Origin of the sequence: Paenibacillus cremeus (assembly GCF_007786445.1) — a bacterium.
Taxonomy (GTDB): Bacteria; Bacillota; Bacilli; order Paenibacillales; family NBRC-103111; genus Paenibacillus_G; species Paenibacillus_G cremeus.
Genome location: NZ_VNJI01000010.1, coordinates 56,559 through 76,272, shown reverse-complemented (window position 1 = coordinate 76,272; position 19,714 = coordinate 56,559). Strand labels below are relative to the sequence as shown.

At 52.7% G+C, this 19,714-nt stretch carries 16 protein-coding genes; 11 read left to right on the top strand and 5 right to left on the bottom strand.

From position 1 onward, the window contains the following. Window positions 1-98: 98 nt before the first annotated feature. Window positions 99-1,190 (top strand): DUF3900 domain-containing protein, encoded by a 1,092-nt coding sequence (locus FPZ49_RS10055; RefSeq protein ID WP_144846096.1) that lies wholly within the window; start codon window positions 99-101, stop codon window positions 1,188-1,190. A 100-nt stretch (window positions 1,191-1,290) separates the two neighbouring features. Here FPZ49_RS10055 and FPZ49_RS10050 read toward each other — a convergent pair whose 3' ends face one another. Continuing rightward, window positions 1,291-3,033 (bottom strand): vWA domain-containing protein, encoded by a 1,743-nt coding sequence (locus tag FPZ49_RS10050; protein WP_144846094.1) that lies wholly within the window; start codon window positions 3,031-3,033, stop codon window positions 1,291-1,293. A gap of 36 nt (window positions 3,034-3,069) precedes the next feature. Continuing rightward, the gene (locus tag FPZ49_RS10045; RefSeq protein ID WP_144846092.1) at window positions 3,070-4,371 is read right to left on the bottom strand and encodes an AAA family ATPase; all 1,302 of its coding nucleotides are present in this window, start codon (window positions 4,369-4,371) and stop codon (window positions 3,070-3,072) included. Window positions 4,372-4,545: 174 nt separating this feature from the next. On the opposite strand from FPZ49_RS10045, the gene FPZ49_RS10040 reads away from it, so the two are divergent. The 3 genes from FPZ49_RS10040 (at window position 4,546) to FPZ49_RS10030 (ending at window position 7,019) form a co-directional block, all read left to right on the top strand. Continuing rightward, window positions 4,546-5,022, top strand: coding sequence for a glutathione peroxidase (locus tag FPZ49_RS10040; protein ID WP_144846090.1), 477 nt, complete (start codon window positions 4,546-4,548; stop codon window positions 5,020-5,022). 128 nt (window positions 5,023-5,150) lie between these two features. Beyond that, on the top strand, window positions 5,151-6,005 hold the full coding sequence (larE, locus tag FPZ49_RS10035; protein WP_144846088.1) for an ATP-dependent sacrificial sulfur transferase LarE: 855 nt from the start codon (window positions 5,151-5,153) through the stop codon (window positions 6,003-6,005). 21 nt (window positions 6,006-6,026) lie between these two features. Continuing rightward, window positions 6,027-7,019 (top strand): 2-hydroxyacid dehydrogenase, encoded by a 993-nt coding sequence (locus tag FPZ49_RS10030; protein WP_144846086.1) that lies wholly within the window; start codon window positions 6,027-6,029, stop codon window positions 7,017-7,019. A 73-nt stretch (window positions 7,020-7,092) separates the two neighbouring features. Here FPZ49_RS10030 and FPZ49_RS10025 read toward each other — a convergent pair whose 3' ends face one another. Continuing rightward, window positions 7,093-9,267, bottom strand: coding sequence for a HelD family protein (locus FPZ49_RS10025; protein WP_144846084.1), 2,175 nt, complete (start codon window positions 9,265-9,267; stop codon window positions 7,093-7,095). A gap of 249 nt (window positions 9,268-9,516) precedes the next feature. Here FPZ49_RS10025 and FPZ49_RS10020 point away from each other — a divergent pair, with 249 nt between their 5' ends. The 7 genes from FPZ49_RS10020 (at window position 9,517) to FPZ49_RS09990 (ending at window position 18,702) form a co-directional block, all read left to right on the top strand. Continuing rightward, a complete protein-coding gene (locus tag FPZ49_RS10020; protein ID WP_186445714.1) occupies window positions 9,517-11,826 on the top strand; it encodes a helix-turn-helix domain-containing protein in 2,310 nt (769 codons plus the stop codon). A 164-nt stretch (window positions 11,827-11,990) separates the two neighbouring features. Continuing rightward, window positions 11,991-12,959 (top strand): ABC transporter permease, encoded by a 969-nt coding sequence (locus FPZ49_RS10015; protein ID WP_261381342.1) that lies wholly within the window; start codon window positions 11,991-11,993, stop codon window positions 12,957-12,959. A 24-nt stretch (window positions 12,960-12,983) separates the two neighbouring features. Further along, window positions 12,984-13,880 (top strand): carbohydrate ABC transporter permease, encoded by an 897-nt coding sequence (locus FPZ49_RS10010; protein WP_144846080.1) that lies wholly within the window; start codon window positions 12,984-12,986, stop codon window positions 13,878-13,880. Window positions 13,881-13,919: 39 nt separating this feature from the next. Beyond that, a complete protein-coding gene (locus tag FPZ49_RS10005; RefSeq protein ID WP_144846078.1) occupies window positions 13,920-15,602 on the top strand; it encodes an ABC transporter substrate-binding protein in 1,683 nt (560 codons plus the stop codon). A gap of 100 nt (window positions 15,603-15,702) precedes the next feature. Then, entirely contained in the window at window positions 15,703-16,971 is a 1,269-nt protein-coding gene (locus FPZ49_RS10000; protein ID WP_144846076.1) for an alpha-L-fucosidase, read from the top strand. A 168-nt stretch (window positions 16,972-17,139) separates the two neighbouring features. Beyond that, complete coding sequence (locus FPZ49_RS09995; protein ID WP_144846074.1) at window positions 17,140-17,367, top strand: hypothetical protein; 228 nt, start codon at window positions 17,140-17,142, stop codon at window positions 17,365-17,367. Between the two features lie 126 nt (window positions 17,368-17,493). Further along, the gene (locus tag FPZ49_RS09990; protein ID WP_186445713.1) at window positions 17,494-18,702 is read left to right on the top strand and encodes a Gfo/Idh/MocA family protein; all 1,209 of its coding nucleotides are present in this window, start codon (window positions 17,494-17,496) and stop codon (window positions 18,700-18,702) included. Between the two features lie 59 nt (window positions 18,703-18,761). On the opposite strand, the gene FPZ49_RS09985 is transcribed toward FPZ49_RS09990, so the two are convergent. After that, window positions 18,762-19,058 carry a hypothetical protein gene (locus FPZ49_RS09985; RefSeq protein WP_261381341.1) on the bottom strand — a complete coding sequence of 99 codons (297 nt, stop codon included), beginning with the start codon at window positions 19,056-19,058 and terminating at the stop codon, window positions 18,762-18,764. A gap of 128 nt (window positions 19,059-19,186) precedes the next feature. Further along, the gene (locus FPZ49_RS09980) at window positions 19,187-19,633 is read right to left on the bottom strand and encodes a cupin domain-containing protein (protein WP_261381340.1); all 447 of its coding nucleotides are present in this window, start codon (window positions 19,631-19,633) and stop codon (window positions 19,187-19,189) included. Window positions 19,634-19,714: the final 81 nt, after the last annotated feature.

Genomic DNA, 19,714 nt, shown 5'->3' with positions numbered 1-19,714 from the left:
GTTGGATGTGCCATTTTTCCTCTATGATCTCTATGGATTCATATAGTATACTAATAGTCTGTTATGGAATCGATAGGGTCAAAGGAGACGCACACGGCATGAGGTTTGATGTGGAGTATATCTCATTTTTTGTCATTCAAGTGGACGGAGAAGAAGGAACGAGCGGGAAGCGCTCCAAGCATTACGTGACGATGGACGGGGACGATTATGCGGAGAGCGAGCTGAGCTCGTTTTTGAATGGCGAGTTTTCCAAGACGGCGAAGCGAAAAGCTGAGCGGAACCCGAAGGCTGAGCAAGTACCGACCAAGATCGGCCGCTTTATTGCAGAGCCGGGCTATGATTTGGACACGAATCCGAACTATAACCTGTTCGCTAGACTGCGTACGGCCGCGACGCTCGACCAATATATGGGCCATGCGGACGAATTGGTCACGACCTATATGGATGCCAGCGCGATCCGCGGCGGAGCGATGTTCATCGTGCGGGCGAAGCTGAATGAGCTGTTTGATGAGCCTTTTCTGTTTGTGTTCAAATGTGACTTCGAATCTAAAATTGCCCGGATTACCGATGAGCGCAGCCTGCTGAATCAGGTGGAAATGGCGATCAACGCGAAAAATATGAAGTCCATCATGTACCCGCATATGCCGGAGCCGGGGATGATCGAGGCATGGGAGCTGAAAATTCATCAGTCGTCGCATGCGCGGTACTTCGAGGATTTCCTCAAATACGTCGAGTATGAAAAGTCTGTACCGGAGCTGATGAATGAGCAGGTGCTGGGCTTCGTGCATCAGTACGTCGAGCAGGAGTTTGAGGATCAGCCGGAGGCGAAGGAGCGCGAGATGGAGGAGATCGAGCTGTGGGCCCACAGTGACAAGCGCGAGCTGCAGGAAAAGTGGGAGCCGCAGCAGGTCGTGGAGGCCGCCTCGATCATGGTGGAGCAGAAGCCGGACCTCGAGCTGAAGCTGAAGCTGGGCCATATGGCTGTGAGAGCGATGCTGGCCGACTTTGGCGACCGCTTGCATATTGCCAAGCACGGCGATCGGTATGTGGTCGTGCTGGAAGGCGACTTTGTGCAGTTTGAGCGCGGGATCTCGCCGATCGAGCTGCTGGCGCCGGAGCCGCTGGACGTGCTGATGGAGCGGCTGATGCGGAAGATCATGGAGGAAGAGCGGGAAGCGGTGTTTAGTTAACATACATCGCAAACAACTACAAGAAAAAGTGAAAGACCCACCCTAAGGTTACCGCCTCGGTGGGTCTTTTTTACCACGAAACCAACCGGCTGACAATGTCTCAGCCTTTCACTGCAGGCACCTGAGCGGTGCTCGCCGTACGCTTTCCGACCACGTCCAGCAGCAGCTCGCCGCTGGCCTGTGTCTCCCACGTGGCGGCGAACCGCACGTCGTGCGAGACGCCGAGAATATCGTAGCGCTGGGCGAGATGCTGGCGGGCCGTGCCAATGATCAGCGTGTGCAGGCGCACCTGCTTCGAGCGCCCCAGCTCGCCAAGCTGCTGGCGCACCGGAGGCGAGACGGCGCCGACGCCGTCCGTGACCATGACGAAATCGGCGTCATGGTATCGCGGCTGCGCGGTCACAAGCTCGATGCCCCGCCGGAGCGGGGCGTCGAAGTGCGTGCCGCCGCCGAAGGTGAGCTGCGCGAAAGCGTAGAACGCGGGCCAGTCGGGCTTCCGCCAGGAGAGCGGATGCTCGATGAGCTCGCCGCGGGCGCCGAACAGCAGCAGCACGAAGTCGCGCCGTTCGAGCAGGCTGAACGCTGCGAACGTGGCGACAAACACCTGCGCGAGCCGGAGCTTGGAGCCGCGCATCGAGTGTGACGTGTCCAGCATGCAGATCACGGGGCCCTTCAGCGGCTCCTCCGTCCAGCCGGAGATCGTGTAGGTAAGCAGCTTCCGCTCCAGCCACTTGACGGTGAAATACGCTTCGTAATCCTCATCGGCCAGCAGGCTCGCTTCGCTCGGCAGCATGTGCGTGATGTCGTCGGATTGCCGTAGATCATCATAGCTTTCAGGGATGCGGGGCGAGCGGGTTTTCTTGCGCTGCGCCTTGAGGTGCTGTACCTGCCGTCCGACCTCTTGGAGGAAGGCGATGAGCTCCGGGTGACGTTTCAGCTTCTCGACCCACTGCATGTAGTTGGCGAATTCCTGCCGGTGCAGACGGCCCAGATCGCTGCCCCAGCGGCGATTGGCAATTTGCTGGCTCGCCTGTAGCAGCTCGAAGACGTTCAGGGAGTCCTGCTCCTCCTGTCCGAGCGACTCCTTGAGCGAGCGGGCAAGCCAGGCGCCGAGCTGCTCCTCCAGCTGCCGGAAGGTTTCCTGCTCCTTGCGAGTAAAGCGCTCCAGCTGCTTCTCCCGTTGGGTAAGCTCGGCTTCGGCCTTCTGCAGCTTTACACGCAGTTTATCCCGCCGGACGAAGTCGGTGCGCATCTCTTCCTGCAAGGAACGCACTCTCGCCTTCAGCTCCGCAATTTCCGTTTCCGCCAGCGGACGCAAATCCTGCGCCGCTTGCTTTTCTTCCACATTGCGCTTACCCTGCTGCAGGGTGTAGCCGATCAGCCGAAGCTGCTCAATCTGCTTATCCGACAAATGCTCATTGATCTGCGACGTTTCCTCCCCATGCTGCTGCTTCTCGCCAAGCCCGATCGTCCGCAGCTGCTGCTCCTCTTGCTTGCGGCGCTTCACTTCCTCCGTGAAGCTTGCCGTCAGCCACATGAGCGCCTTTAACGCGGTTTTGAAGGATGCATTCACCTCACCAACCGTGCGGGGATGAATCGTGTGGTAAAAATATTGCTTCTGCAGCTGCAGAACAATCCAGCGGTGAAAGGGCGTAGCCGTCCCAGCGCCGCGCTCCACCTCCGGCTGCTTCAAGTAGAAGCTCATGAAAAAGTCGGCGAACAGCTCAATGGAAAACCAAGGCGTGTTCGCCTGTGCTTCGCGAATCCATTCCTGCGCTGTACGTGAGGAATGAACGAAGCCGTCAAAGACGTAGCGGTCAATGCGCGCCGAGCGGATGATCATCGTGCTGCTTTCACCTCCGAAGCCCAAGCCGTTAGGCTACAAAGTGTAATCATACTGCACACCAGGAATATCACGGTCAAACAGCGTACGGTACAGCCCCTGCATCGTTTGCAGAATCCGCTCGCCCTGAATACGCAGATGCGTATACTTCACCGCGTACTGCGCCGTATGTAAAAGAAGAAAATTGCGGTTGCGGATGTAGCCCGGCAAATCTTGCTCGCGCTGGAGCCACCCTGTCAGCTTACCGCGGAGCTCGCGGGCGGTTTCTTCTAGCTCCAGTCGGCACTCCTCCAGATTGGCTTTCGCTTTTTCCTGATCCTCCTTGCTCATGCGGCCGCCGACTTCTTTTTTAAATTGAAAGGCATGCAGCTCATCTTCTTTGTCCGCCCAGTGGCGTGCGATCTGTTCATAGCGGCGAAGCGGCAGCTCTCGTTCCGTCTCTTGCTTAAGCGCATCCTGAAACACCTTCTGAAACTGCTCCTGCAGCGCGGGAGCATCCTCCGGCAAATCCCAGAGCATGTGCAGCGTATAGACGGTATCCCACACATTCACTTCGGTACGCCCGTTCAGAGCTGCAGAGGTTTTCCAGACGTGGCCGATTTTACGCAGACGGCGGTCGGAGAGGGTGTATTCCTTGGCTTCCATGGCCGTTTTGAGTTGATACAGCATGTAGATTAAGCCTTCCGGGATGACGATCTGGTCGGCGGCTTGACGAATAGCACCGATGTCTCGCATGGACAACAGCTCGGGCAGCGGCTCCCCCGGCAGTTGGAACAGCTGCTCGAAGCTCGAAAGATGCTTTAAATACCCCACCTCATACCGAATCAAAAACCGGTCATAAAGGGCGGCCAGCTGCTCATTTTCTTCCGGTAATTCATTAGAAGCGGCCATCAGGAAGAGCAGGGGAACGCTTTGCTTATCCTGCCCGTTAAAAAAGATCCGCTCGTTCAAAATCGACAGCAGCGCATTCAAAATCGCACTGTTCGCTTTAAAAATCTCATCGAGAAACGCAAAATCCGCATCCGGCAAATAGCCGTCGGTCTTTCTCACGTATCGGTCCTGTTTAAGCTGCTGGAGCGACACGGGACCGAACAATTCATCCGGCGTGGTAAACCGCGTCAGCAAATAATCGAACCAGCGACCGCTGCCGAACAGCTCGGAGATGGCTCGGGCCAATTGTGATTTGGCGGTGCCCGGCGGCCCGATCAAAAGTGTATTCTCCCCGGCCATGAGGCCGAGCAGCAGCAGCCGGATTAACTCCTCACGTTCGAGGAAACGGGCTTCAAGCAGAGTGAAGGCTTCTTCTAATTTGCTCTTAATCGTCTGGAACTCATTCATAGTACTCAGGTGCTGCCTCCTTTGTCCCGCATACAGATTCATGTGTCTTATTGTAGCAGACAGCCGGTTTTTTCTCTAATTGGAACTTGGGTTTATCACCCAGTGGAATCATGGTACAATGAATGGGATTGCAGTAACATCCAAATCCACTCTGGATCAAAGGGGATAATTAGTATGTCGGTACATTCCTTCACAGTAAAAACCATCGACGGAGCCACCCAATCGCTCGCCGATTATAAAGGCAAGGTGCTGCTAATCGTCAATACGGCCAGTGCCTGCGGACTCACACCTCACTACAAAGGGCTTCAGGAGCTCTACGAAACCTATCAAGACCACGGCTTCACGGTGCTCGGGTTCCCTTGTAATCAATTTGCCGGTCAGGAGCCAGGGACAGAGGCGGAGATCAAACAATTTTGCGAGCTGAATTACAACGTCACCTTCCCCATGTTTGCTAAAGTGAATGTTAAAGGGGAGAACGCCCATCCCTTGTTCCAATACTTAGTCGAGCATGTGCCGGCGCCGTATAAGACAGGAGACATCGAATGGAACTTCGCGAAGTTTCTAGTGAATCAGGATGGGGAAGTAGTAAAACAGTTCAGTGCGCGCACAGAGCCGTCCGCCATTGAAGAAGATATCAAGAGACTTCTATAAAGTAAGCAAAACCCCTTTTGCTCGGAAGAAAAAGGGACTATAATAGGTTAGAAGGTTTTTCAATCTGATAATGCAAACGTGTGCAGAGCATCATCGTCTGTGCGCGTCCGCGACAGGAGGCATACCCCATGGAATCCATGGAGCAAAAGATAGAGCAGAAGTACGAACAGCTGGGCGACATTTTAAAATCGATGGGCAAGGTCGTCGTTGCGTTTTCGGGCGGCGTGGACAGCGCTTTTTTGCTGAAGGCGGCGCTTGAATTTATGGGTCCGGAGAATGTCCTGGCCATTACGGCCGATTCGGAAACGTATCCGGAGCGCGAAAAGTATGAAGCCATCGAGTTGGCCAAGCAGCTGAATGCGCCGCATGAGGTCATTCATACGAGCGAGCTGGATATCCCAGGCTATGCGGAGAATCCGACGAACCGGTGCTATTTTTGCAAAAATTCGCTGTTCGATCACCTGATTCCCATCGCAAAGCAGCGCGGGTTCGAGCATGTTGTGTTTGGCGCGATCGCTGATGACTTGGGTGAGCATCGACCTGGCTTGCAAGCAGCTCATGAGCGTGGGGTACGTGCGCCGCTGCTTGAAGCGGGGATTAAGAAATCGGAAATCCGCCATTTGTCCCGCAAATTTGGGTTGAAAACTTGGGATAAGCCGTCCTTTGCTTGTCTCTCCTCGCGTATTCCGTACGGGGAAGTAATCACAGCTCAGAAGCTATCCATGATCGACCAGGCTGAAGATTTCCTCATTCAACTCGGCTTCCGGCAAGTTCGCGTCCGTCAGCATGAAAATTTGGCACGGATCGAAGTACCGGTTACTGAGCTTGCGGAAGTGCTCGCCGTAGCGGATACCGTCCATGCGAAGCTTAAAGAGATTGGCTATGCCTATGTAACATTGGATCTGAAAGGCTACCGTTCAGGCAGCTTAAACGAAGTGCTTCCACAAGAGCAGCAAGCGGTGCAAGCCGCGGCGCAGGGCTAATCACAGGAGGGCGACCAGACGATGAGCAGACCGAAGGTTTATATAACAAAGCCGATTCCCGCGGAAGTACGGGCCTATTTGGATCAGCATTGCGATTGTACCCAGTGGGAGGAAGCGGGCGTTGCACCAAGAGAGCGTTTACTTGAAGCCATTCAGGATGTCGAAGGTCTGCTCACGCATGGCAGTCTCGTCGACGATGAACTGCTGGGCCATGCACCGAAGCTGCGTGCGGTAAGCACGATTTCCGTAGGCTATAATCATTTTGACTTGGACGCGATGCGGTCGCGTGAAGTGATCGGCCTGCATACCCCGTATGTGCTCGACGATACGGTAGCGGATCTCGTGCTGGCTCTCATGCTGTCCGCCTCCAGGCGAATTGCGGAGCTGGACGCTCTGGTAAAAGCCGGAAAGTGGCAGAAGGGCAGCAGCACGAACGAGCAGGAGCATTTCGGGATGGACGTTCACCATGCCAAGCTGGGAATCATTGGTATGGGCCGCATCGGCGACGCGATCGCCAAGCGTGCCGTTCATGGGTTTGGCATGGAGCTGCGGTACTATAACCGCAGCCGTCGTCCGGAGGCAGAGGAGCGCTACGGCGCGCAGTACTGCGATCTGGAGGAGCTGCTGCGTGAGTCCGACTTTGTCGTGCTGATGACGCCGCTGACGCCGAAGACGGTGCATTATATCCGCAAGGAGCATTTTGAGCTGATGAAGCCGACTGCGTTCTTCATCAACGCCTCGCGTGGCCAAACCGTGGATGAAGCCGCGATGATCGAAGCGCTTCAGAGCGGTAAAATTCGCGGCGCAGGGCTTGACGTATTTGACGTGGAGCCGGTCCAGCCAGACAATCCGCTGTTGAAAATGCCAAACGTGGTCACACTCCCGCATATTGGATCGGCTACGGCGCAAACCCGTTTTGACATGGCGATGCTGGCCGCCCGCAATCTGGTGGAAGCGCTGAACGGCAGCCGCCCGCAGCATGTGGTGAAGGAACTGCAATCATTGCTGAACTAATTTTTTGCTACATAAGTAAAGCCGCTCGTACCTCATGTTACAGAGGATGAGCGGCTTTTTAAGTGTAGCCTTCTTATTTGGCAGCTGCGGCTGCTCGTTCGGCGAAATCGCCTTCAATCTCCGCGATGAGCGGCGAAGGCTGGTCGCTGTAGAAGAGCTTCAGCTCGTGCAGCGCACGGGTGCAGCCGACGTAGAGAAGCTTCGCATCCTGCGGCGTAGCGGTGTAATGGTCGGGATCGACATCGATCAGAAAGACCGTATCGAACTCTAATCCCTTGGCCATATACACCGGCACGATCGAGACGCCGCCTCGGTACTGCTGCTGCCCCGGCACGATCAGGTTCGCCTCGCAGCCGGCGGCGGCCAGCTCCGCGTGCAGCTTGCGGCAGCGCTCCTCCGTGCGGGCGAGCACGGCCAGCGTGCCGGCGCCTTCACGGCTGCGGTGCGCGGCGACCGCCTCGGCGATGCGCGCCGCCAAGGCCGCGCCGCCCGCCTGCACGAGCGCCACCGGCTCGCCGCTGCGGAACACCGGAACCGCCGGCGCCGGCGGTTCAGCAAACCCGTGCTTCAGCACTTCGTTCGCGAAGTAGATGATCTCCATCGTCGAGCGGTAGCTCCGATTGAGCGTGAAATAGCCTCGGCTGTCTTCCGCGAACATCGACAGCAGCTCATTCCAATCCTGCACGCCTTGGTAGGCGTGAATGCCTTGCGACAGATCGCCGAGGATGGAGAACGAGCCGTTCTTCGTGTGCAGCGCCAAGACCGCGACTTGGAACGGAGAGAAATCCTGCGCTTCGTCAATGACGGTGTGATCGAAGCGAAGCTCGCCGTGAATGCCGACAAAGCGCTGGCGGATATGGAGCAGAGGAGCGAGGTCTTCCGTCTGCACCTGCTTCTTCTTAGCCGCCGCAGCGGTGGAGGTACGAATCGCTTCCGGAATCCAAGCCTGTGCCTCCGCTGGTAAAAACGGTGGGCGAGCAGCGGCATCAAACAGCTCTTTATAGAACGTAAACGGAGTGTAGGCCGTCCATTGCTTGGTGTAGGCTCTAAGGCGTTCGCCGCCTTTTTTCTTATAGTCCTTGCGCAGATGAACCTCCCAGACCTTCTCGAGCTCCATCTCCATCCAGCGCTTCATTCTTGCAAGCACTCGTTCCCGACGCTTCATCAGCGGCTCATGCTTGTACTCCACGTCGTACCATTCGCGAATCGTGGCCGCGGGCAGCTTCGCCCGCTCCCATGGCAGGAAGTCCGCCTGCGGCACCGCTTGCTGCTCATAAGCATCCAGTGCACGCTCGAGCCACGCTTGAAATTGAAGTGAGCCCTTGAACCTTCCTGGCGCCGAATCATCCATCACGGGGCGGTTCGGGCCGATGCTGAACCAATACCGCAGCCGTTCGGCCGGATCAGCCAGCTTCACTTCGTTTTCAAGCAGCTCCAGCGACCAGTCAGCGAATGTCGTCTGCTGAATATGACCGACCCCGAGCTCCGGAAGCACGCCGGAAATATAATCGAGAAACATGCGGCTGGGAGCGAAAATAATCATTTTTTCCGCCTTCACTTGATCGCGGTAATGATAGAGCAAGAAGGCGAGCCGATGCAGGGCGACGGTCGTTTTTCCGCTTCCCGCCACCCCTTGGATGACGAGGGCGTTATTTTTGGCGGCGCGTATAATAGCGTCCTGCTCCGCTTGAATCGTGGATACGATGTCCCGAAGCTTGTTGTCCTTGTTTTCACCGAGCCGGTACAGCAAAAATTCATCGGTCACGGCCATCGAATCGCTTTCACGATCGAACGTGTCGACAACCCGCTTTAGTAATTGTTTGCGGATCACGAGGTTCCGCTTCAAATAAACGAGCCCCTCGATCACTCCGTCGGGTGAAAGATAGCTTGCAGCATCCGTTCCGCCCGTGAACGAATAAAAGAGACTCGCGACCGGTGCGCGCCAATCAATGACCATGAGCTCCGGGGAGTCCGCTTTTTCCACGCCGAACTTGCCAATGTATAATGGAGTCGGTTCCTTCTTCCCAGCTTCGTGAAAGTCCAGCCTGCCGAAGTACGGCTCCGGCATCGCTTGGGCCAAGCTGTGCCGCTTCGTCTCGCGGATCGATTCCAGCACCTGCTCCGTCAAATCTGGGCCGGTGTAGGGCGGGATCTCCTTCAGCATCTTTAGATGGGTGTCCATTTCGGTAATCGTTGATTCCAGACGTTCCAATTCCTCTTGATAAGCGCTTTGCAGACCGGATTCCACTGTCTGATACCTCCGTTTCGAATGAACTCCCTAAAAATGGCAGGGATACACTATAGCATAATCTCTGAGACTGTTGCAACAGTTTTCTTTTACATCTCCGCTGCCCTTCATGGTATCACATTCCTGATACGCATCCAAAAGCGAATAGGACCGAAGTCCTCAACAGGATTCGACTTTCTTTTACGTTGTCGGTTGGAAGAAAGTGCCTTACAATTAATTCAAGTTTCAGCGCTAGGAGGAACCGCCCGTATGTGGACTGTAAAACGGAACAAGCCTGGTGGTCACGGAGTGTTTGTGCGTTTGCTGATACCGAACATGCTGTTTTTGCTGCTGCCGCTCCTGGTCGGATGGGTCATTTACAATCAAACGCTGCAGGAGATCGAGAAGGAAGTGACGGCGGCGCATTTGAATCTGCTTCAGCAGAGCAAAGAAAACCTTGATCGTCGATTTTCTGAAATCGCTTCCATAGCCAACCAGCTGGTGAGCGATACGCGCATCATGCAATTTCAAAATATTAAAGAGCCCTTTCAAGGCGCCAATACGTACGCGATTCTCGAAACTCGCAAGAGCATCTACAATTTCAGCTTGTCGAACAATTTTCTGTTCAATTATTTTGTGTTGTTCAAAAATAGCGAGCTAGTGCTGGCGGAAAGCACCACGTACAAGCTCTCGGATTTTTCCAAGTCGTTTCAATATGTCGCTATGGACGCCAGACAGTGGAAAAGCGTCTTCATGGACGCGTATCATTACCGGAAAGTGCTGCCGGCGCAAGAGGTGACGGTGAACGGCAGTCCGTACTCGCTGCTGACCTATATTCAGTCGCTGGGGTTTCCTGGGGCACCGCAGGGGGCGGTCGTGGTCACGGTCGACAACCGGGAGGTGCAAAAGCTGTTTAAAGGCCTCGACCTGTCCGGGGGCGGCTGGGCGTATATCGTAAGCACGAGCGGAGATATTGTCAGCTCCCTTTCGTCTGCGCCATCGTCTCTTCAAGCACTGCCTGTGGATCGGAGCAAGCTGGTTGGCAAGCAGGGGACCATTTTGCAGGAGATCGGCGGACAGGAAATGATGGTGACCTACACGACCTCGGCGTATAACGGATGGACGTATCTGGTGGCGCAGCCGGTGCATGTGGTGTTCGAAAAAGTGCTGTATATCAAAAAAATTACGTTTACGATGGCGTTTATCTTTTTGGCGCTCGGCCTGCTCATTGCTTACTTAATCGCTTACCGAAACAGTCGGCCGCTAAGGAGCATTCTGGAGACGATTCGCGAGCGCTCCGACCGGGAGGTGGCGGTGTACTCCGATGCGTACCGTTTTATACGGGATACCGTATCCCAGCTGATCGATAACAACCGGGAGATGCAGGGGAAGCTGGAGAAGCAAGCGCCTCTCTTGCAGGCAGCGCTGTTCGAACGGCTGTTGAAGGGCGAATATGTGTCGCCGAAGGATGTACCGGTCTGGCTGCAGCATGTAGGGATCGAGACGGACGGCAGCTACTTTGCGGTAGCTATCTTGCAGCTGCGTGGATATGACGGAGGCCTTGATCGTGATGAGCTGGAAAAGCTGGAGGTCAAGCGTGTTCTCGTCAAGGATATTATTCAAGAAGCGACGAACGGCACAGTGCACTGGCATGATGTGGCGGAGGATCAGATTGCGCTGCTGTTTGCTTTTGGCCCGGGCTACATGGCAGATCATACAGGGCAATTAGATCAATTCATGAGCCATGTCACTCGTTCAATCCAAGCGAATGTCCAAATGGCCGCGCGTTTCGGTGTTGGAGGCATGCACGAAAATTTAATGAACGTGTCTCGTTCCTATGAGGAAGCAAAGCGAGCGTTGGAATATTTGCTGTGGCGTAATCAAAGCGGCATTATGAGGTTCGAGGAGCTGCCGAAGGAAAATAACGGCTATTATTATCCGGCGGACTTAGAAAATCGGTTGAGCAATCTGGCCAAAGCTGGTGAGCAAGCGTCTGTCATTGAGCTTCTGGAGGAGCTGTACAGGATCAATTTTGAGGAGCGGCGTTTGTCGGTACCGATGCTGCGTCTGTTTATGAACGAAATGTGGGGCACGATCGTCAAGCTGCTGCCTCAGGTCGGGATGGATGAAGGGGCCGCGATGGAGCAGCTCAAGCCTTTTTCCGGAGATATGTCTACGTATGAAGGCTTAGATCATAACTACCGGTCTCTCACGTCCACCTACAGGCAGGTGTGCGGCTTCGTCAACGAGCATAAGAAAAGTCAGAACGTTCAGCTGCTGGAAAAAATCATCAAGCTGCTGCAGGAGGGCTTCTCGAGATCGGAGCTGTGCCTCGATTCGGTGGCGGATCAAATGAATATTTCCAAAGGGTATTTATCGCAATTTTTTAAGGAGCAGACCGGTGTAAATTTCTCCGATTATTTGGAGGATTTGCGCATGAAGCAGGCGAAGGCGCTGCTCACGCATACGGATCTGCCGGTGTATGAGATTGCCGTGCAGGTGGGCTATAGCTCATCTAATACGTTTTGCCGGGCGTTCAAGCGGATTAATGGGATCAGCACGACGGAGTTTCGCCGTTAAAACAGCGCTTTGAAAGCGTATTCTAACGAATTGCACATCGCATATACAATTGCACATTCCCATTTCTGAAGGCCTGCACATCGAGATGCAGGCTTTCACATTTACGCCGCTTGCTCTCATCCGCTATCTTGGGAAGTAGAGATCGAACGAAAGGAGGTGCACATTTGGAAGCGCTTAAATCCGCAACAACGATATCCACCGAGGCCCGTGTGAAGGCGAAGAGCCAAACACCGATTCAAAAGATCCGCAAGGTATGGCAGCTGTACGCACTGATTGCTCTGCCTGTGATCTACATCCTCATTTTTAAATATGTACCCATGTACGGCGCGCAAATTGCATTTAAAAATTTCGTTGTGACGAAAGGCATCTGGGGGAGCGAGTGGTTAGGCTTTAAGCAATTCACCCGGTTTTTCAACTCGTATGACTTCTGGAGAATCATGAGTAACACGATTATTTTGAGTGTGTACAATCTGGTGGCGGGTTTTCCGTTTCCCATCATTCTGGCGCTCAGCTTAAATTATGTCCGCCAGCATTGGTTCAAAAAAACGGTGCAGATGATTACGTACGCGCCCCATTTTATCTCGGTGGTGGTCATGGTCGGCATCATTCTGGAGCTGCTGGATCCGCGCAATGGCATCGTGAATACCGTCATCAAGCTGATGGGCTTCGATGCAGTTAGCTTTATGGGAAAGCCGGAATACTTCAAATCGATTTACGTCTGGTCGGGCATTTGGCAGAGCGTCGGATTTTCCTGCATCATTTACTTGGCTGCACTATCGAGCATCGATCCATCGTTGCATGAAGCGGCTGTCGTGGATGGTGCGAACAAAATGCAGCGAATGTGGCACATCGATCTGCCCGGCATTATGCCAATTGCAATTATTATGCTCATCATGAATACCGGCCATATGCTGGATGTCGGGTTCGAGAAGGTGCTGCTGATGCAGAACCCTCTGAACATCCGGACGTCGGAAGTCATTGATACGTATGTGTACAAGGTCGGATTGGCTTCGCAGGCGATGAACTACTCGTATTCCGCTGCGATTGGTTTGTTCAAATCCGTCATCAACCTGATTCTCCTGGTGGCCGTCAATAAGGTCGCTCAGAAAACCAAGCAGGCGAGCTTATGGTAAGCGGGGAATGGAAAGGAGTGCTCTGTGGAACATTCAGCCATTAAAGAAACGAGCGTAGACCGGCTGTTTAACGTGTTGAATTACGTGATCTTAAGCTTGTTTTTAGTGACCATCTTGTACCCGTTGATCTACATTATCAGCGCGTCTATCAGTAATTCGGAGGCCGTTATCTCCGGCAAGGTGTGGCTGTGGCCCATCGATCCGACGCTGGAAGGGTATAAAGCGGTGTTTAAGCACAAGCTGATTGTCAGCGGGTTCATGAATTCCTTCTACTACACGATTGGCGGGACGCTGATTAACGTGTTCATGACCATCCTGGCGGCGTATCCGTTGTCGCGGAAAGATTTTTACGGTAAAAATGCCTTCATGTTCCTGTTCGTGTTCACGATGATGTTCTCCGGTGGTTTAATTCCTACGTATTTGCTCGTCAGGGATTTGGGGATGCTCAATTCGGTTTGGTCCATGCTGCTTCCCGGGGCGCTAGGCGTATGGAATATGATCATTACCCGCACGTATTTTCAGACGACCATACCTGATGAACTGCTGGAGGCCTCCCAGTTGGATGGCTGTTCAGACTTTCAGTTCGTATGGAAAATCGTGCTTCCGCTTTCCGGCCCGATCATTGCGGTCATTACGCTGTTTTATGCGGTCGGTCACTGGAATTCGTATTTTAGCGCGCTCATTTATTTGAAAAATCAGCATCTCTATCCGCTGCAGCTGGTGCTTCGCGACATCCTGGTGCAAAACGATGTGGATCTGAACATGCTGGTCGACGCCCAGGAGGCGGCCAAGCGGGAAGGGCTTCGCGAGCTGCTCAAATATTCACTAATTATCGTCGCTACGGCTCCGCTGATGATTATTTACCCGTTTGTGCAAAAATATTTTGTCAAAGGGATCATGATCGGTTCGTTAAAAGGATAGCAAATCGCTATATACAGTTTTTAACCAGGAGGGGTTAGGTTGAAAAAGACGACGGGAATTTTACTATCAAGCGTGTTGGGCACTGTGATGGTGCTTAGCGGCTGTTCGGGAAATCAGGAGGCCTCAGGCGGGAAAGGGGAGGACACCTCAAAGGCAAAAGCGGCCGTGTCGCCGCCGGGCCAGTTTCCGATCACAACCGAGAAAACGACGATTAAAGTGCTCGTGAAAGGCAGTGCCTCCGTTGAGGACTTCGCGACCAATGAATTCACCAAATGGCTGGAGCAAAAAACGAACATTCATATCGACTGGGAAGTTGCACCAGAGAAATCTGCTACGGAGAAGCTGAATCTGGTACTCTCCAGTGGCGACTACCCGGACGTCATTATGGGCTTTGGCGTATCGCCTACCCAGATGATGATCGGGGGAAGCCAAGGGGCTTTCCTTCCACTGAACGATTTGATCGACAAGTACGGGGTCGAGATTCAGAAGGTGTTCAAAGATAACCCGTTCTACAAGGATTTGATCACAGCACCGGATGGAAAAATTTATGCACTGCCGCAGATCAACGAGTGCTACCACTGTATGTACCAGCAGCGGATGTGGATCCACAAGCCGTGGCTGGATAAGCTGGGTCTGAAAATGCCGACGACGACCGACGAGTTTTATGAGGTTTTGAAAGCGTTTAAAACGAAGGACCCGAACGGCAACGGCAAGGCGGACGAAATTCCGCTCTCCGGCTCGATTCAAGCGGCCAGCAGTCATCTGTTCTCGACCCAAATGATCGACTCGTTCATCATGAACGCCTTTATTTACGACCATGGAGATAAAAAGCTGTACCTGGACAACGGCAAGGTGACGGTGCCTTATAATAAGCCGGAATGGAAAGAAGGCTTAAAATATTTGCGCAAGCTGTACGCTGAGGGCTTGATTGATCCGCAAGCATTGACGCAGGACAACAACCAGCTCAAGCAGTTGGGTGAGAATCCGGATACGGTTATCCTGGGGGCATCCTCCGGGCATAACATGGGCTCCTTAACGACGCTGGGTGCGAAGAGCGGTCGTTGGCTGACCTATGTAGCCGTGCCGCCGTTGAAAGGACCGAATGGCTTCCAAAATGCGGCATACCATCCATACGTGGTTGCTAACGGGCAGTATATCATTACCAAAAATGCGAAAAACCCGGAAGCCGCTTTCCGTTTGGCCGACTTCTTATTTAACTCTCCGGATACCACCATTCGCTGGTATGCAGGGCGAGAAGGTACCGAGTGGCGGTATGCAGAGAAAGGCGAGATCGGCATCAACGGCAAGCCTGCGATTTGGAAGCAGCTGACTCCATGGGGCGGGGTACAGAATGTCAACTGGGGCCAAACCGGACCGAACTACCGTTCGAACGACTTCCGCTTAGGCGAAGTGGCGAACCCTGAGCAGCCGCTTGAGGTGATCCTGTACAACGAAACGAAGCAAAAAATGGAGCCGAAGCAAATGCCGATCGAAAAGGTTATGCCTCCGGTATTCTTCACGGCGGAGCAAGCCTCGGAGCTCGCGGACCTGGAAAAAACGATTCTCGATCACGTGAAAGAAATGATGGCCCGCTTCGTCACCGGCGACTCGGATATCGACAAGAACTGGGACGCATATGTAAAAAATCTCGATAACATGAATTTGAAGCGTTATCTGGAAATTTATCAAAAGGCTTACGACGCAAGCTTTAAGAAAAAATAAGCAGCAGAGGTTATTAAACAAGCGCCCTCCAGCAGCGGTCATCCATGGCCGCCTGTTGGGGGGCGAACATTCGTATTCATTTCAGAAAGGGAGGCTTACTATGATACCCAGATTTAAGGATGCGCGCGATGTGTTTTTTGAACGCCGGTTCGGCCTGTTCGTTCATTGGGGGCTATACGCGATACCGGCATGGCATGAACAAATTTTGTGGCGCGGAAAAACAAAGCGGAAGGACTATGAACAGCTGATCCATCAATTTAATCCGGAGCAATTCGACCCGGACGAATGGCTGGATATGGCAGAACAAGCTGGGATGCAGTACATCTGCTTTACAACCAAGCACCATGACGGGTTTTGCATGTGGAACACGAAGTATACGGACTACAATGTGATGAATTCCGCCTACGGCAAAGATATTCTAGGGATGCTCGCAGAAGCTTGTGCTCGTAGAAATTTTCCGCTCAGCTTATACTATTCCTGCCCGGATTGGCATCATCCGAACTATCCGAACCAGGGACGGCACCACGAGATGTTTGGACCTCGGCCTGGGGATGAACCGGATATTGACCTCTACTATGCCTTCGTCCGTAACCAGATCAGGGAGCTTTGCACGAATTATGGTCCCATTTATCAGCTGTTCTGGGATGTGAACGTAGCGGAGCACTATGACCCGAGTCTCAATGAAATGGTTCGAGAGCTTCAGCCGGGCATCTTGATCAATGACCGGGGACCTGGTAAAGGCGACTATAGTACGCCGGAGAGGCACGTGCCGGAAGGCGGCGCGTTCAAAACACCGACGGAAGCATGTCAGGCGCTTGGGCGCGAGAGCTGGGGCTATAAGACGGACGAAGATTATTACAGCCATAAATTCATCATGCAAAGTATGGACAAAATCATGGCCATGGGCGGCAACTACTTGCTCAATGTAGGTCCGATGCCAAACGGCAAAATTGCGCCAGAAAACCAAGAAGCACTAGGGCGCATCGGTACGTGGTACCATTCCGTGAAGGAAGCTTTCTTGAATACTGTACCTGCATCGGACATGGTCTTTCGAGATGAGATTGTTATGGAAGGCTCCGCACGCCGGATGGTCCGCGACGAAGTGCTTCTAACCCGTAATGGTAATACGTTATATGTGCATCTATATAAAGACACGCAGAGCAATTCCATCGTCTTGAAGCCGCTGGATATACTGCCACGCAGGGCCACATTGCTGAACGATGGAAGAACGCTGGAAGCGTCCGTCGATCATATCCCTTGGGCGTGGAGGGAAAAACCGTACTTGCGCATTCGCCATCTCCCGGTCAACGAGCTGACAGATACGGTCATGGTGTTGAAGCTGGAGTTCGATGAGTCCGTGTGTGAATGACCACCTGAAAGCCATCTTCTACGGGTAATAAGGAGCGAGAAAGCGCCTAGCGCCCGTTTGCTTAACACATGAAAGGGCAGGCACATATCCTAGTAGAAAGATCCTAAAGATTCTTTAGGGTCTTTCTGCTAGGTACTACGAAGCTGCGGAGGATGGGATGTGGTTTCGGTGAAAATCAAATTTTACACCACGCTCCAAGTGAATGTGCCTGAAATCATTAAAGATTGCGATGTGCTCATCTCTGAGGAGGAGCTGTTCTCGGATATTAAGAGCATCGTTGAATTATGGGCAGAGCAGCGATTACTCGAGGACGGCTGGCCGGTCCCTAATGTATCCCAAACGATTCGAGAATATTTGATCGACAATGGATCGATTAGTGAAAGAAAATACTTCTAACGCCGATCTCTTGCTGAGTTCGGCTATTTCTACTTTCCATTTCTTAATTTGAGAAGACAGCGCTATCATTACTATTTTATGCTAGTTTTGAATAGAGCGATACCGAATCAGAGGAGGAGAATGATTTTGAATCAGCTGAAAGCGGCGTTAATCGGAATTGGCGGCTTTGGTAAATCGCATACGGCCATGATCTCTAAGCTGGCGAGCGAAGGGATCATCTCATGCGCTGCATTTTGTGAGCCGAATGCCGATAAATTTGAGAAAGAACGGGATATCCTGCAATCGCTTGGAGCACAGCATTATACGGATTATCGTGACATGCTGAAGCATCCGGACTTGGACTTTGTTATTATTGCTACTCCGATCCCTCTGCACAAGAGGATGTGCATTGATGCACTGGAGCAAGGAGTTCCCGTTTTGTTAGAAAAGCCCCCAGCAGTTGCAATTGAGGATCTGGATGCCATGATCGAGGTGCAGCAGCGAATTGGCCAACCTGTTGCTGTTAATTTCCAGAATACGTCAAGCCAATCGTTCCTTCAGCTTCTTCAGAGCATCAGAGAAGGACGAATCGGTAAAGTCGCTTCTGTTGTCGCAGTCGGAATGTGGAAGCGTACACAGCAATATTACGAACGCAACAATTGGGCCGGTACGCTCAGATACAACGGCGAATATGTTTTGGATGGCTCGATGTGTAATGCGCTGTCTCATCTCTGGCAGAATTCGCTGCTTGCAGCCGGAGCGGGCGATCCCGAGCAGGCGCAGCCGCAATGGATCGAGGCGGAGCTGTACAAGGGCCACCCGATCGAATCCGAAGATACGGTTTGTGCCAAAATCCGATCCAAAAACGGTGTGCTCGTCCACATGTACACTACCTTATGCAACGAGAATAATGATACCCCTTACATCAAGGTGATTGGCGACAAAGGCGAGCTGCAATGGAACTACGATCAATCGCTCCGTCTTACGGATGGAGAAGGAAAGATACATAACTTTGAGTTTGAGAAGGAAGATTTAATGCGGAATATGTATATGAACCTCATTCGCCGCATCCGCGGGGAGGAGACGAAGCTTTTTTGCGACCTTGCCGCTTGCCGCAACTTTGTGCTGACAGCGAACGGGGCGTTCACATCTTCGGGGTTGGTACATCCTATCCCAGAAGGCGCCTTGGATATCGCATCGGATGAAACGACAGTGACGACTGCGATTAAAGGTATTCGCGAGCTGGTAAAGGAAGCATCGGAGAAACAGCAGCTCTTCTCGGAGACAGCCGTTCAATGGGCCGTTCGCACACAGCGTGTAGATCTTCGCGACTACCGGCAGCTGCAGTTGGGGTAATCTCATAAGGATCATAGAGGAACGGAGAAGCCGTCAGACAGGAGCTGGCGGCTTCTTTGTTATGCGCTCTGAAGAATCTTGGCTTCGAGATTCGCGCGGATCATTCGGATGCGTTGTTTGACGTAAAAATCGTAAGCGGCTCCTCTAAGATCGTGGAGGGGGATCTGCAACTCGGTGACGTTATCGATAATGATCATCGATCCGTTATCGAAAAATTTAAAGGTCAGATCAACCCAAGGCTGATCGACGGCGTCCAAAATTTTGTCAATTTGACTCTCCGACATCATACTGCTGTTCGTCATCATGACATGTTTAAAATAATCACGCTCTATAAATCTAGCATTCGTCACTTTCATCGTCTGCACCCCTCTCGAAATAGGAACGTTTGTTTCTATCTCTATTATAGCAAACAAATGTTCGCAGTCAATAGATTGATAGAATAATTTTCCTATTCGGGAGAGTTACCAGCTTTTTCAGCAGATCATCAAGGCTTCAGTCGATCAAGTTCGGGCAATAGAGTGACGCTTTCCTGCTCGTTGGGATCGGTACGCGCAAGAATGGCCGTGCAAGATTCCGTTTCGCTGGGATTGTATGGAAGGTGAGGCATGCCTGCCGGAATGTAAAGAAAATCCCCCTCCTCAAGCTCCATATGAAGCTCCAGCTTTTCCCCGTACCACATCGCCGATTTTCCTTGCAGCATATAGATCGCCGTTTCATGGTTCTCGTGCAGATGTGCTTTCGCCCGTCCGCCGGGCGGAATGGTCAGCTTATGCATGCAAATGGCCTGGGAATTGGCGCTTTCCGCGGAGATTGCCTCCGCATAGTCGAAGCCTTGCTTACCATGATACGTTTTGGAGGATCTGATCAATCGGCAGGTTGGTTTTTGACTCATTTCCACATGCACCTCCGTAAATGATGCGACTCTCTTCATAAATATCCTCCAATTGCTAAAAAATAACCGTTTTGCTGAATGGCAATGTTTTAATTGAGAAATACCATATAAGGAAGAAAA

Bases quoted from the DNA above. Each gene is read 5' to 3' on its own strand.
- FPZ49_RS10045 (WP_144846092.1), bottom strand. From the start codon at position 4,371: ATGAATGAGTTCCAGACGATTAAGAGCAAATTAGAAGAAGCCTTCACT.
- FPZ49_RS10030 (WP_144846086.1), top strand. From the start codon at position 6,027: ATGAGCAGACCGAAGGTTTATATAACAAAGCCGATTCCCGCGGAAGTA.
- FPZ49_RS10020 (WP_186445714.1), top strand. From the start codon at position 9,517: ATGTGGACTGTAAAACGGAACAAGCCTGGTGGTCACGGAGTGTTTGTG.
- FPZ49_RS10055 (WP_144846096.1), top strand. From the start codon at position 99: ATGAGGTTTGATGTGGAGTATATCTCATTTTTTGTCATTCAAGTGGAC.
- FPZ49_RS09985 (WP_261381341.1), bottom strand. From the start codon at position 19,058: ATGAAAGTGACGAATGCTAGATTTATAGAGCGTGATTATTTTAAACAT.
- larE (WP_144846088.1), top strand. From the start codon at position 5,151: ATGGAATCCATGGAGCAAAAGATAGAGCAGAAGTACGAACAGCTGGGC.
- FPZ49_RS10040 (WP_144846090.1), top strand. From the start codon at position 4,546: ATGTCGGTACATTCCTTCACAGTAAAAACCATCGACGGAGCCACCCAA.
- FPZ49_RS10000 (WP_144846076.1), top strand. From the start codon at position 15,703: ATGATACCCAGATTTAAGGATGCGCGCGATGTGTTTTTTGAACGCCGG.
- FPZ49_RS10050 (WP_144846094.1), bottom strand. From the start codon at position 3,033: ATGATCATCCGCTCGGCGCGCATTGACCGCTACGTCTTTGACGGCTTC.
- FPZ49_RS09980 (WP_261381340.1), bottom strand. From the start codon at position 19,633: ATGAAGAGAGTCGCATCATTTACGGAGGTGCATGTGGAAATGAGTCAA.